Below are 13,614 nucleotides of genomic sequence, written 5' to 3' on the forward strand. Positions count from 1 at the left end.
GCGCTATTCGCTATTCGCTATTCGCTATTCGCTATTCGCTATTCGCTATTCGCTATTCGCTATTCGCTATTCGCTATTCGCTATTCGCTATTCACCAGCAAAATACCCCGCAAGCCCCCATAAGAAATCCCCGAGGCGCACAACGCGCCAACGTTGCTGCTCCCTGCGTATACAGCGAACCACGATTACCCTGCTTTAACCGTCATGACGATATCGGCAATAGCGTACTATCGCGCGGCATCGCCCAAACGTCACAATACGCTATTTACCATAGCTACAGATTAAGAGTATCAATGATCGCCTAGCGAGCAATAAATCATTCACGCTCAAACTCGCAGACCGAGTATACATACCAGTTACACGCTATCGACTACACCGTCCTCCGATAGCCCTGTATTTTTTCATCGATACTAATCTCAATAGAGAGGTACGCGCCATAGACAGCACCGACTGCTTGCGCCTTAACCATATTTTATCCGCCTGGTCAAAATATAATAACGCCCCCTCCAGACCTTACCCACCTATCTCCTCCCTATATGCAAAGGCACACGGGCGCAAACGCATTAAAATAATCGGCAGACAACGCACAGAAAGATTACTTTCTTATCGACGATGGCAAAAATAAGCATGTGCCATCATTACAAATCCAACAGGCTATTTTTCATTCACCAATAGGGCGAGAAAGATATATTCATTGGCCGACAATAATATATTTTTACAGGGAAGATGATAACACCGACCATCTTACTTGCACACTCGATTTCCATGCGATGATATTTTTCGCCATATTCCTACGCTTTATTAGCGTACTGCGAGAGCGCTGGCGTCATCACCCATGGCTAATCAGTTAGCCTCCCCCCATCAGTTGCCTAGTTCACCTATTTGCAGGCAGCGCCATTTGACAGCCAAGGCGATAATATCATCCTCAAGCGATACGCTATAACACCAACGATATCAAACAGCACGCGACACCATCAAATTTGTTACCTCAGTTCACCTCGACGCCGAGGCTGATAATGTCCTAAAGCAACTATCACGCTAGCTATGTAATGGTAGCTACTGACCTGACCCATGCAATATTCATCATTCGCTACGATGCGTTGCACTAAAAAGAAAAATAGGATAATAAAAACCTTTTTAACCACTGATGATTACTTTTACTGCAATAGTGCCTGAGGATAATTGATAGAACTCACACAAATATAAATGGAAACAAATAAGCCAAGTTATATACAAATTGGCGCTGTTTTATCCCATATTTGTTACTTTCAACGCTAGACGCCCCCTATAGTTCATGACAAGATACCCCGCGTTCTTATCCTACCGCCACAGAACTGTGGCATATATCGAACCACCAGGCTGCATGAGTCCTATTTTGGCCGTGCTTTTTTATGACGTGTTTACGCCACCTCGCTCACATGGTGTATAAATAATGAATAACATAGATAAAATCTATAAGAAATTACGCTGGCAAATCATCATCACCACTTTTCTCACCTACACCGTGATGTACATATCCCGTAAGGCATTCGCCGCCGCGGCGCCATTACTAATGCAGGATATCGGGATGACTGCGGTACAATTTGGTACCGCCTCTTCTATTTACTACATTCTGTATGGTATCTCTAAATTCAGCTCTGGGTTATTAGCCGACCGGATTAATCCTAGGTTATTCTTGGCTCCGGTGTTATTAATCGTTGCGGTAATTAACGTGGGCATCGGTATGTCCAATAACGTCACCGTGTTGCTTTCACTCTACTGCCTGACCGCCGTGGCACAAGGTTGTGGCTTTCCACCGATCGCTAAGGCGATCAGTCAATGGTACTCCAAGTCTGAACGCGGCGGTTGGTATTCACTCTGGAACACCTCACATAACGTCGGTGGTGCCTTGGCTCCACTGATCGCCTCCGGGGTTATTGAATATACTGGTAACTGGCGTTACGCCTTCTATGTTCCGGCGGCTATCACCGCCGTGCAGGCGATTATTTCAGCGGTCTTTATGCGCGCCAAACCAGAAAAATATGGGCTACCAAATGTTGGCGAATGGAAGAAAGACAGTAAGCAATTAGCGATCAACAAACGCTCTGAAAATGGTCTGAGCATCTGGCAGATGTTCACCCGCTATATCGTCAATAACCCGATCATCTGGTTGGCTATCGGTGGCGATCTCTGCATTTACATCATCCGTACCGTCACTAACGATTGGGTCAGCGTCTACTTCGTTAAGGAATTGGGCTGGGATCTGGTCAAATCAAACTCGTTGGTCGCTTGGTTCGAGGTCGGAGGCATTCTCGGTGGGTTAACTTCGGGGATTATTTCCGACAAACTCTTTAACGCGGATCGCTGGAAGACCATCCTGATCTACAGCTTCGTCTTAATCGGCGGCATGATCGGCGTCGCCCTGACCATTCATGTACATTATTACTTGGTCGCCATCTGCTTCTTCATCATCGGTGCTGGCATCTACGCTCCGCAGATGCTATTTGCTCTGGGGATCATCGAGGCCTCGCACGCCGATGGGGCTGGGGCCGCGACTGGCCTAAAAGGTGGGGTGACCTATATCGGTGCCGCGATGGCCGGTGCACCTATCGCCTTGATCGAGAAAGCCTACTCTTGGAACGGCGTGTTCATGCTGATGGGTGCCATCGCCATTCTGTTAGTCCTGCTGATTATCACGATCATCGGTGTGGACAAGCGCTATAACCGCAGCAACGCTAAATAATCTTGCTCCCGCCAGGTGTACGCCTGGCTTCATGCACACCGCTTGCCGCTCCGGCAAGCGGTGCCTCGCCCAGCGATTATCGCCTTAATATCGCCCCTATGCCGGTAATATTTTGCTATCAACCCCACCCGACCATCTTATCCCGCTCGCGTTTATGGCGACCTTATATACCCTCTGCCTCCTCGTCCTCACCATCTTCAGTCTCGGCGCGAACCGCTTGGAAATGGGGGAAACCGATCTGGCTTCCTGCTGTCATGCCGACATAATGACCGGGCGAAGAACGTCATCGGCGAGACATTGACCCACAACTTGGAGGATTTTACCCAGCACACGCCGACTCACGTTACCGCGCCCTACTTCGCGTAAAGCCATGACCATGAACTGACGCTCAAATTCCGAGCAGATAAGCAGCGATGAAGCCACACCATGCGACACAGATTAAACACGCTTAAACGGTGCGAGGCGGCATCGGCAACAGGCGGCTAGGTGAGGAGTTAGCGTATGGAGGACGATCACCGATTGGCCTCATCACCAAATGAAAAAAGCCCCAGGCTAATTAATAGCCTGGGGCTGAAATTTGGCGGAGGAGTAGAGATTCGAACTCTAGGAGCTGTTACACTCGACGGTTTTCAAGACCGCTGCCTTAAACCACTCGGCCACTCCTCCGCGATGGGGAAGACTATAGCCAGCGTGAGAGGCCTTGTAAAGGCTGTGATGGTGCGAATGCTGGCAAAATCGACAATGGCGCCATCGCCTGATCCCTTTTTGTGCAATTGCGCTAAAAAACAACCGGATGTGACGTGCCCCCGGCATGAAAATGCGTAAAGATGGGTAAAGCGCCTTCTCGCTTTTCCCCCTCTCCTTATATTTTATCTTGGGTTATGGGGTGACAGCGCGGGTAACGGGCAAGGATGGTTGCCTCCGACAATCCCCCAGGGTGAGCCCCTATCCCTATCGATAACACAACAAGAGAGTCTCCGTATGGATCGTATTGTCGTTTCTTCTACCTCTGCGCGCAGTTCATTACTGAGCACCCATAAGGTTCTGCGCAACACTTATTTCCTCTTGGCGTTGACACTGGCCTTCTCCGCCCTCACCGCGACCGCTAGCACTGTATTGATGCTACCCGCACCGGGTCTACTGCTGATGATGGTCGGCTTCTATGGTCTGATGTTTCTCACCTATCGTCTGGCCGATCGTCCGGCAGGTATCCTGGCCGTCTTCGCGCTGACTGGCTTTATGGGCTATACCCTAGGGCCGATTCTTAGCACCTTCATCGCCAACGGTGCTGGTGATCTGATCATGCTGGCTCTGGGCGGCACCGCGCTGGTCTTCTTCTGTTGTTCAGCCTATGTGCTGACTACACGGAAAAACATGTCGTTCCTTTCCGGGATGATGATGGCGGGCTTCGTGGTGCTGTTGTTGGCCGTCGTCGCTAACCTATTCCTGCAACTGCCGGCGCTGTCTCTGGCCATCAGTGCCCTGTTTATTCTGTTTTCGACTGGCGCAATCTTGTGGGAAACCAGCAACATTATTCACGGTGGCGAAACCAACTATATCCGCGCTACCGTCGGCTTGTATGTATCACTGTATAACCTGTTTATCAGTCTGCTCAGCCTGCTGGGCTTCGCACGCAGCAACTGATCCCCTCCGCGTTATACACCTACGTTATCCAGCCCCGCCTTGGCGGGGCTGTTATTTTCTCCATTTGGTACGAGCCAACCACTGAGGTACACTAGGCGGTTGTTTGCCAGTTAGGACTATTTTGCCATGTTAGAGTTTGACGGTCGTAGCATCGAAACCGACGCCCAGGGGTATCTATGCAATAGCCAGGAGTGGAGCGAGGCGCTGGCCGAGATCCTGGCTCAGCAGGAGGGGATTACCCTAAGCGAGGCCCATTGGGAGGTGGTGCGCTTTGTGCGTGAATTTTACCAAACCTTTAACACGTCGCCGGCGATCCGCATGCTGGTCAAGGCCATGACGCAAAAATATGGCGAAGAGAAAGGCAATAGTCGCTATTTGTATCGCCTCTTCCCCAAGGGCCCCGCCAAACAGGCGACCAAGATTGCCGGCCTTCCCAAGCCGGTAAAATGTATCTGATAGCCGCCTAGGCGGCCTGGTTCCCACTCAATAACGAATGGTGAATAGCGGGAAATGTTGCGGCGGGCGCGGCTCTGTGTCGACCCGGGTGACCTGCGCATGGCGCGGGCCTCCCGCCGACAGCCATTGTAGCAAACGCGCTACCGCCGCCGCCTCGCCCTCGGCCAACACCTCCACCCGTCCATCGTCCAGATTGAGGGCGTATCCCGTCACGCCTAATGCCTGTGCTTGGCGCTGGGTCGCATAGCGAAAACCCACCCCTTGCACACAACCACTGATATACGCTGCTACGCATTGTATCGCCATCGTTGCCCCTCCCCCGACCATCGTTCACCATGCCATCACCGCCCGCAATAGCCGCACGAGTGCCTCGCCGCTGCTAACAGCATAGACTACCACGCCGTCGGCGATCGCCTCTACGTCGCGAGGGTAGTGGCTGCGGCAACATTCGGCTATGATAGCCGCCCGCCGCTTCCATAACTGTATCTTGAAGGTGAATTTTGGCCCGTTTAATCCTCGCTAAAGGACGCGAAAAGTCCTTACTCCGCCGCCATCCCTGGATTTTCTCCGGCGCGGTGGCTCGCATCGAAGGGAATGCCGCCAGCGGTGAGACGCTGGATGTCTGCGATCATCAAGGGAAGTGGCTGGCCCACGCCGCCTATTCGCCCCAATCGCAGATCCGGGCCCGAGTCTGGAGCTTTAACCGTGACGAACATATCGATCAGGCCTTCTTCGAACGCCGACTGCAACAAGCCCAGCGCTGGCGTGACTGGCTGGCCGAACGTGATGATCTGACAGGCTACCGCCTGATCGCCGGCGAGTCTGACGGCATGCCAGGGATCACCATCGACCGCTTCCAGGACACCCTGGTGTTACAGTTGCTTTCTGCCGGTGCCGAATACCAACGCGCCACGCTGTTGGCCGCGCTACATACCTGTTATCCCCAGTGCGCCATCTACGATCGCTCCGATGTGGCCGTACGCAAGAAAGAGGGGCTGCCACTCACCCAGGGACCGATCAGCGGCGAACTGCCCCCCGACCTGTTGCCCATCCGCGAGCACGGTATGCAAATCCTGGTCGATATCAAGGCGGGACACAAGACCGGCTTCTACCTCGACCAACGCGATAGCCGCCTCGCGGCGCGGCGCTTCGCGCGCGGCGCCCACGTCCTCAACTGTTTCTCCTACACCGGTGCCTTCGCCGTCTCGGCGCTGATGGGCGGCTGTGCCCAGGTCACCAGCGTGGACACGTCACAGGCGGCGCTGGACATCGCCCGGCAAAACGTCGAGCTGAACGGCCTGGATCTCGCCCGCGCCGAATTCTTGCGCGATGACGTGTTCCAGTTGCTGCGCCGTTATCGTGATGAGGGAAAAACCTTCGATCTCATCGTGATGGATCCGCCGAAATTCGTCGAGAATAAGAGTCAGCTGGCAGGGGCCTGCCGTGGCTACAAAGACATCAACATGCTGGCCCTGCAACTGCTGCGTCCTGGTGGGGTATTACTGACCTTCTCCTGCTCTGGACTGATGCCGACCGATCTATTCCAGAAAATTTTGGCCGATGCCGCCGTCGATGCCGGACGTGATATACAATTTATAGAACAGTACCGTCAGGCCGCCGATCACCCGGTGATCGCCAGCTACCCGGAGGGCCTCTACCTGAAAGGGTTTGCCTGCCGCGTCATGGAGAAATCGTAAGACGCGCCCCGACAAGGGGCGCACGCGGATGCGCTCGGCGATGGCGTCATACTTGAAACAGGGATTTCCACCCACATATCTGTCGGTAGAAGTTGCGGTTTCTAAGGAGGTCATATGATTACCAGCAAATTCGGCATCGGGCAGCAGGTGCGCCACAAACTGTTAGGCTCGCTGGGTGTGGTGATAGACATTGACCCCGAATATGCATTAGCGGACACGCCTGAGGCGGATGATCTGGGTGCCAACGAGATGCTACGCCATGCGCCGTGGTATCACGTGGTAATGGAAGATGACGAGGGGCGTCCAGTACATACTTATCTGGCGGAGGCACAGTTGGATGGCGAAAGCAATGACTCCCATCCAGAACAACCATCGATGGATGAACTGGCCGAATCAATCCGCGCCCAGCTTCAGGCACCGCGCTTGAGAAACTGATCGATGGATGCGCCTCTCCCCATCAATGTGGGGGAGGCATTACCTCAGCCCTGCTCGTGCGCCAGCCCCAGACGCGGGATTTCGATCTTCGGGCAACGATCCATCACCACCTGTAGCCCGGCGGCCTGCGCCAAGGCACTCGCTTCGGGATTAATCACTCCCAGCTGTAACCAGAGGACCGAGGCCCCGACGGCGATCGCCTGTTGCGCAACCTCATAGGCTGCGTCGGCGTGACGAAAGACATCGACCATATCGATCGGTTGCGCCACCTCGGCCAGCGTCGCATAGACCGTTTGCCCCAGCAGCGTCTGCCCGGCTAACTTGGGGCTGACCGGCGTCACCCGATACCCTTGCGCCAACAAGTAGGCCATCACGCGATAGCTGGCCCGCTCTGGTTTATCACTGGCACCAACCAGGGCGATATGCCGCACACGGCGTAAAATCCGCGTTAGCGTTTCATCATCCATTTCAGACTCCTAAGAGAAAATGCACCACTTCAGCATAGAGCCCATCCGACAGATGACAAAGGTTTTTTGACGCGGTGCGGCCAGCCCCCGTATAATGTAAAAATATGTTACAAAGAAGGCGCCCGGCGCGTTCTGCTTTCTGTCTCGCCGCGATAGCCGCACGCGCTTCGTCCGAGCAAGCTTGAGGATCCCATGCGACAACGTGTTTTATTGGCATTGACGTGCGGCACGCTGCTGTTTTGCCACGCCCTGTCAGCCACCACGCTGAAGTTTGGCAGCGATATTGAATTGCTGGCGCTCGACGGCCAACCGCTGCCGACGGCACTGTTTAAGAGCGCCAATAGCCTAGAGTTGGATAGCGGCACCCATCAAGTACTGTTCCGCGTCGCCAAACCCTTTATCCAGAACGGGCAACCGCACTACTCTGCCCCGCTAATCGCCCTGTTCGATACCCGGGATGCCACCTCGGTCACCATCAAGCTGCCTCGCCTCGGCAATGAAAGGGATATCCACCAGTTGGAGCAGACGCAGGGATTCGAGCTGCTTAACCATCGCGGCATCCCGCTCGAGTTTCGTGCCGACGTCCTCGACGCGAGCGCGACGGACAGCGAGGGCTATCGCCAGTTGCTGCGTCGCTACAATCATAGCGACGCCAACGCCGCCCTGCCCATACTGGCCCCCTAACGCCAGATCGTTACCCTTTTCGTGTTTCTTGCGCCGTATCGCGACAGCGTATACCCAACCCTGCTATGGTGTAGCGCTCCCTTGTTTTGACACTCTTTTTTAAATGAAGGCCAACAGCATGGAAATGACCACCCGCACCCTCCCCAACCATAAACGCATCGCCTTGGTGGCACACGATCACCGCAAGCAAGCGTTGCTGGAGTGGGTTACGCACAATAAGGCACAGCTCAGCCAACACCAACTCTTCGCCACCGGCACCACGGGTAATCTGATCCAGAAGGCCAGTGGCATCCCGGTTAACTGCATGATGAGCGGCCCAATGGGCGGGGATCAGCAGGTCGGGGCGCTGATCGCCGAAGGGAAAATCGACATGCTGATCTTCTTTTGGGACCCCCTCAACGCCGTACCGCATGATCCCGATGTCAAAGCGTTGCTACGCCTGGCGACCGTCTGGAACATCCCGGTCGCCAACAACCGCGCGACGGCGGATTTTCTCATCAGCTCACCGATGTTCGCCGGTGAGATGGCGATCGCCATCCCCGACTACCAGCGTTATCTCAATCAGCGTCTGATCTAAATGTCGCGGCTCAGAGCCAGCTTCAGCCCTCTCTGAGCCGCCCCCACCCTACTTGCCCCGCTTAGGGCTTGCGCCGCACCACCGCACCGAGCCGCTGCAACGCTGCCACGAAGCGCGAAGGACGCTGTACGTCCTGCATCAGCCATACCCGACGACGCGCACGCGTCAACGCGACATACAACAGACGCCGCTCTTCGGCATCGGGGAAATCTTCGCCATCCGGCAACAGTACCTGTTCGATGACGCTCTCCCGTGCGGGGGCTGGAAAGCCGTCATCTCCCTCATGTAACCCGAGCACAATGACATAGTCCGCCTCGCAGCCTTTGCTGGCATGAATACTCAGGAAGCGCAGATCCAGCCCGGGCCAACGAGTCGCCGCACGCGCCAACAACGCCGGACGTAGATGATGGTAGCGCGCCAGAATCAGGATAGACTCCTCGGCTCGAACATAGCCGCTCAGCTTATCGAGCAACGCTTCCAGTTGATCTTGCGGCAACAGGGTAACCGCCTGACGCTCGCCGGCACTCGCGCTGGCAAGCGACTTCTTCAGTTGATGCGGATTCTGTTGGATAAAACCGTTGGCGATCTCCGCGATGCGGCGATTAACACGGTAAGAAGTGTCTAACTGACAGCACTCCCCGACACCGAAATGGTGATGGAAGGCAGTGGTCAACGCCAACGCTGCGCCGCTAAAACGATAGATAGCCTGCCAATCATCACCGACGGCAAATAGCGTACTGTGACTATTCTGTGCACGTAATGCTGCCAGTAGGCGAGCGCGTTGCGGCGAGATATCCTGAAACTCATCCACCAGGATGTGCTTCCATGGGCTGATAAAGCGCCCCTTTTCCAGCAAGGCCTGGGCTTGCTGGATCAACGCCGGAAAATCAAGGGCCGCCTCCCGCTTCAACTCCGCCTTCCACGCTTTCAGCAACGGAGCCAACAAACGCAACTGTTGTTGAAACGGCGTACGCAACGCCTCAGGCGCCAAAGCCGTCATCGCCGCTTGCGACGCGCCGTGCTCGCGTAATAAGCCGATCCAATAGGCCAGACGCGGCACCAGGCGAGCCTGTAAGTGTTTATCCTGCCAGAAGGACTCCTCCACCGCTACTTCACCAAACAGGTCTTGCAACCACTGGCGCCACCCCTTGGCTTGGCTCTTCTTGGTTGCACATTGCTGGCACCATTCGGCGAGTAAGAAATCATCGCGTGCCTGACGATCGCTTGCCAGACGCGAGAGGCGCACCGGCTTGCGCCCCGCCTGTTGTACGATCTGTAACGCTAGCGCGTGAAAGGTTTTCGCCTCTACCGTATCGCACCCCGAACAGCGTTGTAGGCGTTGTGCCATCTCCTGTGCCGCCCGACGCCCAAAGGCCAATAATAAGATCTGTGGCCCCTCGGCCAGCCCACGGTGCAGCAACCAAGCGACACGCGCCAGCAACACGCTGGTCTTTCCGCTGCCAGCCCCCGCCAACACCAACACATTGGCTTCACCGTTGACGACCGCCAGCGCCTGGCTCGGATTGAGTGGCCGCGCCTCGACCTGGGCGAAGAAATCCGCTTGCTCGCTCAACATGCGCTGGCTCCACTGCCGGTTATGCTGTTGACGCAATGACTCCCCTTCGGTGCACCAGGCCAAACAATCGCGATACAACGACGCACAGACGGGGAACTCGTCCAAGCGTTGGCACGGCAATGGCAGCGCCTGAAACGCGCTCTCGATCGCCTGAATGGCCTGCGCCAACGCATCGCGTCCTAACCAACCGTCACGCTCGCTCAACGCTTGTAGCGCCTGGCACTGCACCTGCAACACCTCGGCGCTGATCTGCGCCATCTCGTCACTCCACGTCTGCCAACTTTGCCGCAGATGGTGATAAAAACGTTGCGTCTCCTGCCAATCGGTACCATGCAGGCGCACGACCCGCTGGTCGGGTAACTCAAACTCCAATTCTCCCCATACCAATCCACGCTTACAACGCAACGCCATCAGTTGATTGAACGGGATCAGATACTGATGCCGCTCTCCACTCACCTCGACGCCGGCATTCAACATCCGCGCACAGTTATAGGGATGTTGCGCTAAACGCTGCCCCAACTTGGTGGCCCTGAGTTCCATGTTCTCTTTTACCCGTATTGACGCCATCATGCTGACAGTTTACTCAGGAATCGCCATCGGCTCTAGGCGCCTTCACTGACCGCACGCCCGCTCACAATGCAGACGAAAGCGACTAAAACGCAACGCATCACATTCCGGCCGCCGAGAAAACAGGGTAAACTAACGCGTCGTAACCGCCCGAATCCTAATGAGTTGATGCCAATGAGAACCGTACTGAATATTCTGAATTTTGTGCTTGGTGGTTTTATCACCACCCTGGGCTGGCTACTGGCGACGGTCGTGAGCGCCTTATTGATCATCACCCTGCCGCTGACTCGCTCGTGCTGGGAGATAACCAAACTCTCCTTGCTACCCTATGGCAACGAGGCGGTGCATGTCGACGATCTCTATCCCGAGCGAAAAAATGGTCTGCTCAGTGCCGGCGGTACCCTGCTCAACATCCTGTGGCTGGTGCTCTTCGGTTGGTGGCTCTGCCTGAGCCATATCGCGGCGGGCATCGTACAATGCGTGACCCTGATCGGGATTCCCGTCGGGATTGCCAATTTCAAGATCGCCGCTATCGCGCTGTGGCCCGTCGGGCGTCGCGTCGTCTCGGTCGAGGTCGCACAGGAAATGCGCCACGCTAATGCTCGCCGCCGTTTTCAGTAAATCGCGCTAAGCCATGTCTGTGTTTGTCACTTTCGCCCCCCGCCTACGCCGCTATGCCTATAACAGCACGCTGCTGTATAACCTGCGTATCTTCATCGCTCTGGCCGGCGCAGCCGGGGGCCCCTGGCTGCTGCATCAACCGCGCCTAACCATTCCCCTGACGCTGGGCGTGGTCGCGGCTGCGCTGACAGATATCGACGATCGTCTGGTCGGTCGCCTGCGAAATCTGGTGATCACCCTGGTCTGCTTTTTCATCGCCTCGGCCTCCATCGAGCTGCTGTTCCCCTATCCTTGGCTGTTCGCCGCCGGGTTAATGCTGTCGACAGTCGGTTTTATCCTGCTCGGCGCGCTGGGGCAACGCTACGCCACCATTGCCTTCGGCGCCTTGCTGATCGCCATCTATACCATGTTGGGCACCTCGATGTACCACCTCTGGTATCAGCAACCGCTGCTGCTGCTGTTGGGCGCCGTGTGGTACAACGTGTTGACGCTGATCGCCCATCTGTTGTTTCCCATTCGACCAGTACAAGAGGGGATCGCCCGCAGTTATAATCAGTTGGCCGCCTACCTGGATGCCAAATCCAATCTGTTCGATCCGGATCAAGAACAGATGGATCAACCGCTGATCGATGTCGCCATGGCCAATAGTGCCCTGGTCAGCACGCTCAACCAGACTAAACTCACGTTGCTCACCCGTCTACGTGGCGATCGTGGCCAACGCAGCACGCGGCGTATGATGCACTATTACTTCGTGGCGCAAGATATCCACGAGCGCGCTAGCTCCTCGCACTTCCAATACCAGCAGTTGTGTGAAATGTTCCGTTACAGCGACGTGCTGTTCCGTTTCCAACGCCTGTTGATGCTCCAGGCTCACGCTTGCGCACAACTCGCCCAAAGCATCATCCTGGTACAACATTACCAGCACGATGCGCGCTTCGAACGCGTATTCAGCCATCTCGAGTCAACCCTGGAACGCCTCGCCGCCCAACATGGTCGCCAGCATATCTTGGTCAAGTCACTGTTTAATCTGCTGATTAACCTGCGTGCCATCGATGCTCAATTGGCAAATATCGAGTCGGAGCAGACGCTGGCGGAGACACAGGCGGAAGAGAGTACCCTTGCCGAAGATCGCATCACCGGCTGGCATGATATGGTGTTGCGTATCCGCCGCCACCTGACGCCACAATCGCCGCTATTCCGCCACGCAGTTCGCATGGCCACAGTATTGGTCGCGGGCTATGCTTTCATCCAATTCTCCGGCATGCAGCATGGCTACTGGATCATGCTGACCAGCCTATTTGTCTGCCAGCCGAACTACCATGCCACTAAACGCCGACTCTGGCTGCGTATCGTCGGAACCTTGGCCGGTATTCTGCTGGGGTTGCCTGTGCTTTACCTGGTGCCCTCATTGGAAGGACAACTGCTGCTGATCGTGATCAGCGGTGTGCTGTTTTTCGCCTTTCGCAATGTGCAGTATGCCCACGCCACCATGTTTATTACGCTGCTCGTATTGCTCTGTTTCAATCTGCTGGGCGAGGGATTCGAAGTCGCTTGGCCACGGGTGTTCGACACGCTGCTGGGCTGCGCCATCGCCTGGGCGGCGGTGACCTTCATCTGGCCGGATTGGCACTTCCGCCAACTCCCGGCGGTGATCAGCCGTACGCTCAATGCCGACTGCCGTTATCTGGACGCGATCCTGGTGCAATATCACCAAGGCAAGTCCAATGCTCTGGATTACCGTATCGCGCGGCGCGATGCCCACAATTGCGATGCCGAACTGGCGGCCGTGGTCTCCAATATGTCACTGGAGCCGCGCCACACCGCCCAGTCACAAGAGGCTGCCTTCCACTTGCTGGGGCTCAACCATACCCTGTTGAGCTACATTTCCGCTCTCGGTGCCCACCGCCAGCGCCTGGATGATCCGGTCACGCTGGCGCTACTCGATGATGCGGTTTGCTATATGGACGACGCCTTGAACTGTCCAGATGAGGCATTCGCCGCCCGTGTGCACCAGGCGCTCGACCAGCTACGCCAGCGCTTACAGGCGGCCGATGCCCCCGGCGATAGTAGCGGGCAGTTGGTACGCCAACAGATCAGCTTAATGCTGGCGCTGCTACCGGAACTGACCCGACTGAAAAAGTCACTGGCATGAGACAATGCAAACCAGC

At 55.8% G+C, this 13,614-nt stretch carries 12 protein-coding genes and 1 tRNA gene; 9 read left to right on the forward strand and 4 right to left on the reverse strand.

The annotated features are described in order from the left end of the window. Positions 1 to 1,432 precede the first annotated feature (1,432 nt). The gene (locus EHO01S_RS12650) at positions 1,433 to 2,722 is read left to right on the forward strand and encodes an MFS transporter (protein WP_024524298.1); all 1,290 of its coding nucleotides are present in this window, start codon (positions 1,433 to 1,435) and stop codon (positions 2,720 to 2,722) included. A gap of 578 nt (positions 2,723 to 3,300) precedes the next feature. On the opposite strand, the gene EHO01S_RS12655 is transcribed toward EHO01S_RS12650, so the two are convergent. Beyond that, positions 3,301 to 3,388: transfer RNA gene (locus EHO01S_RS12655), tRNA-Ser, on the reverse strand. Between the two features lie 315 nt (positions 3,389 to 3,703). Between EHO01S_RS12655 and yccA the strand changes: the two genes are divergently transcribed. Next, entirely contained in the window at positions 3,704 to 4,366 is a 663-nt protein-coding gene (gene yccA / locus EHO01S_RS12660; RefSeq protein ID WP_024524299.1) for an FtsH protease modulator YccA, read from the forward strand. A gap of 126 nt (positions 4,367 to 4,492) precedes the next feature. Beyond that, positions 4,493 to 4,822: a sulfurtransferase TusE gene (gene tusE / locus EHO01S_RS12665; RefSeq protein ID WP_024524300.1), complete on the forward strand. Its 330-nt coding sequence runs from the start codon at positions 4,493 to 4,495 to the stop codon at positions 4,820 to 4,822. A 27-nt stretch (positions 4,823 to 4,849) separates the two neighbouring features. On the opposite strand, the gene yccX is transcribed toward tusE, so the two are convergent. Beyond that, a complete protein-coding gene (gene yccX / locus EHO01S_RS12670; RefSeq protein WP_024524301.1) occupies positions 4,850 to 5,128 on the reverse strand; it encodes an acylphosphatase in 279 nt (92 codons plus the stop codon). Between the two features lie 191 nt (positions 5,129 to 5,319). On the opposite strand from yccX, the gene rlmI reads away from it, so the two are divergent. Next, a complete protein-coding gene (rlmI, locus tag EHO01S_RS12675; RefSeq protein ID WP_024524302.1) occupies positions 5,320 to 6,519 on the forward strand; it encodes a 23S rRNA (cytosine(1962)-C(5))-methyltransferase RlmI in 1,200 nt (399 codons plus the stop codon). A 114-nt stretch (positions 6,520 to 6,633) separates the two neighbouring features. Next, positions 6,634 to 6,954, forward strand: a complete 321-nt coding sequence (hspQ, locus tag EHO01S_RS12680) for a heat shock protein HspQ (RefSeq protein WP_024524303.1) — start codon at positions 6,634 to 6,636, stop codon at positions 6,952 to 6,954. A 44-nt stretch (positions 6,955 to 6,998) separates the two neighbouring features. Here the strand turns inward: hspQ and EHO01S_RS12685 are convergent, their stop codons facing one another. Continuing rightward, positions 6,999 to 7,421 (reverse strand): CoA-binding protein, encoded by a 423-nt coding sequence (locus tag EHO01S_RS12685; RefSeq protein WP_024524304.1) that lies wholly within the window; start codon positions 7,419 to 7,421, stop codon positions 6,999 to 7,001. A 192-nt stretch (positions 7,422 to 7,613) separates the two neighbouring features. On the opposite strand from EHO01S_RS12685, the gene EHO01S_RS12690 reads away from it, so the two are divergent. Further along, positions 7,614 to 8,105 carry a YccT family protein gene (locus EHO01S_RS12690; RefSeq protein ID WP_024524305.1) on the forward strand — a complete coding sequence of 164 codons (492 nt, stop codon included), beginning with the start codon at positions 7,614 to 7,616 and terminating at the stop codon, positions 8,103 to 8,105. A gap of 118 nt (positions 8,106 to 8,223) precedes the next feature. Further along, entirely contained in the window at positions 8,224 to 8,682 is a 459-nt protein-coding gene (locus EHO01S_RS12695) for a methylglyoxal synthase (RefSeq protein WP_024524306.1), read from the forward strand. Positions 8,683 to 8,743: 61 nt separating this feature from the next. Here the strand turns inward: EHO01S_RS12695 and helD are convergent, their stop codons facing one another. After that, positions 8,744 to 10,798 (reverse strand): DNA helicase IV, encoded by a 2,055-nt coding sequence (gene helD, locus EHO01S_RS12700; RefSeq protein ID WP_024524307.1) that lies wholly within the window; start codon positions 10,796 to 10,798, stop codon positions 8,744 to 8,746. A 201-nt stretch (positions 10,799 to 10,999) separates the two neighbouring features. On the opposite strand from helD, the gene EHO01S_RS12705 reads away from it, so the two are divergent. Both EHO01S_RS12705 and yccS read left to right on the forward strand, forming a co-directional pair. Further along, on the forward strand, positions 11,000 to 11,446 hold the full coding sequence (locus EHO01S_RS12705; protein ID WP_024524308.1) for a YccF domain-containing protein: 447 nt from the start codon (positions 11,000 to 11,002) through the stop codon (positions 11,444 to 11,446). 13 nt (positions 11,447 to 11,459) lie between these two features. Further along, the gene (gene yccS, locus EHO01S_RS12710; RefSeq protein ID WP_024524309.1) at positions 11,460 to 13,598 is read left to right on the forward strand and encodes a YccS family putative transporter; all 2,139 of its coding nucleotides are present in this window, start codon (positions 11,460 to 11,462) and stop codon (positions 13,596 to 13,598) included. The last annotated feature ends 16 nt before the right edge of the window (positions 13,599 to 13,614 follow it).

Source organism: Edwardsiella hoshinae NBRC 105699 = ATCC 33379, from assembly GCF_000474215.1.
GTDB classification, from domain to species: Bacteria; Pseudomonadota; Gammaproteobacteria; order Enterobacterales; family Enterobacteriaceae; genus Edwardsiella; species Edwardsiella hoshinae.

Excerpts from the sequence above, each read along its gene's own strand:
- EHO01S_RS12650 (WP_024524298.1), top strand. The coding sequence starts at position 1,433 with ATGAATAACATAGATAAAATCTATAAGAAATTACGCTGGCAAATCATC.
- yccA (WP_024524299.1), top strand. The coding sequence starts at position 3,704 with ATGGATCGTATTGTCGTTTCTTCTACCTCTGCGCGCAGTTCATTACTG.
- tusE (WP_024524300.1), top strand. The coding sequence starts at position 4,493 with ATGTTAGAGTTTGACGGTCGTAGCATCGAAACCGACGCCCAGGGGTAT.
- yccX (WP_024524301.1), bottom strand. The coding sequence starts at position 5,128 with ATGGCGATACAATGCGTAGCAGCGTATATCAGTGGTTGTGTGCAAGGG.
- hspQ (WP_024524303.1), top strand. The coding sequence starts at position 6,634 with ATGATTACCAGCAAATTCGGCATCGGGCAGCAGGTGCGCCACAAACTG.
- EHO01S_RS12685 (WP_024524304.1), bottom strand. The coding sequence starts at position 7,421 with ATGGATGATGAAACGCTAACGCGGATTTTACGCCGTGTGCGGCATATC.
- EHO01S_RS12690 (WP_024524305.1), top strand. The coding sequence starts at position 7,614 with ATGCGACAACGTGTTTTATTGGCATTGACGTGCGGCACGCTGCTGTTT.
- EHO01S_RS12695 (WP_024524306.1), top strand. The coding sequence starts at position 8,224 with ATGGAAATGACCACCCGCACCCTCCCCAACCATAAACGCATCGCCTTG.
- helD (WP_024524307.1), bottom strand. The coding sequence starts at position 10,798 with ATGGAACTCAGGGCCACCAAGTTGGGGCAGCGTTTAGCGCAACATCCC.
- EHO01S_RS12705 (WP_024524308.1), top strand. The coding sequence starts at position 11,000 with ATGAGAACCGTACTGAATATTCTGAATTTTGTGCTTGGTGGTTTTATC.
- yccS (WP_024524309.1), top strand. The coding sequence starts at position 11,460 with ATGTCTGTGTTTGTCACTTTCGCCCCCCGCCTACGCCGCTATGCCTAT.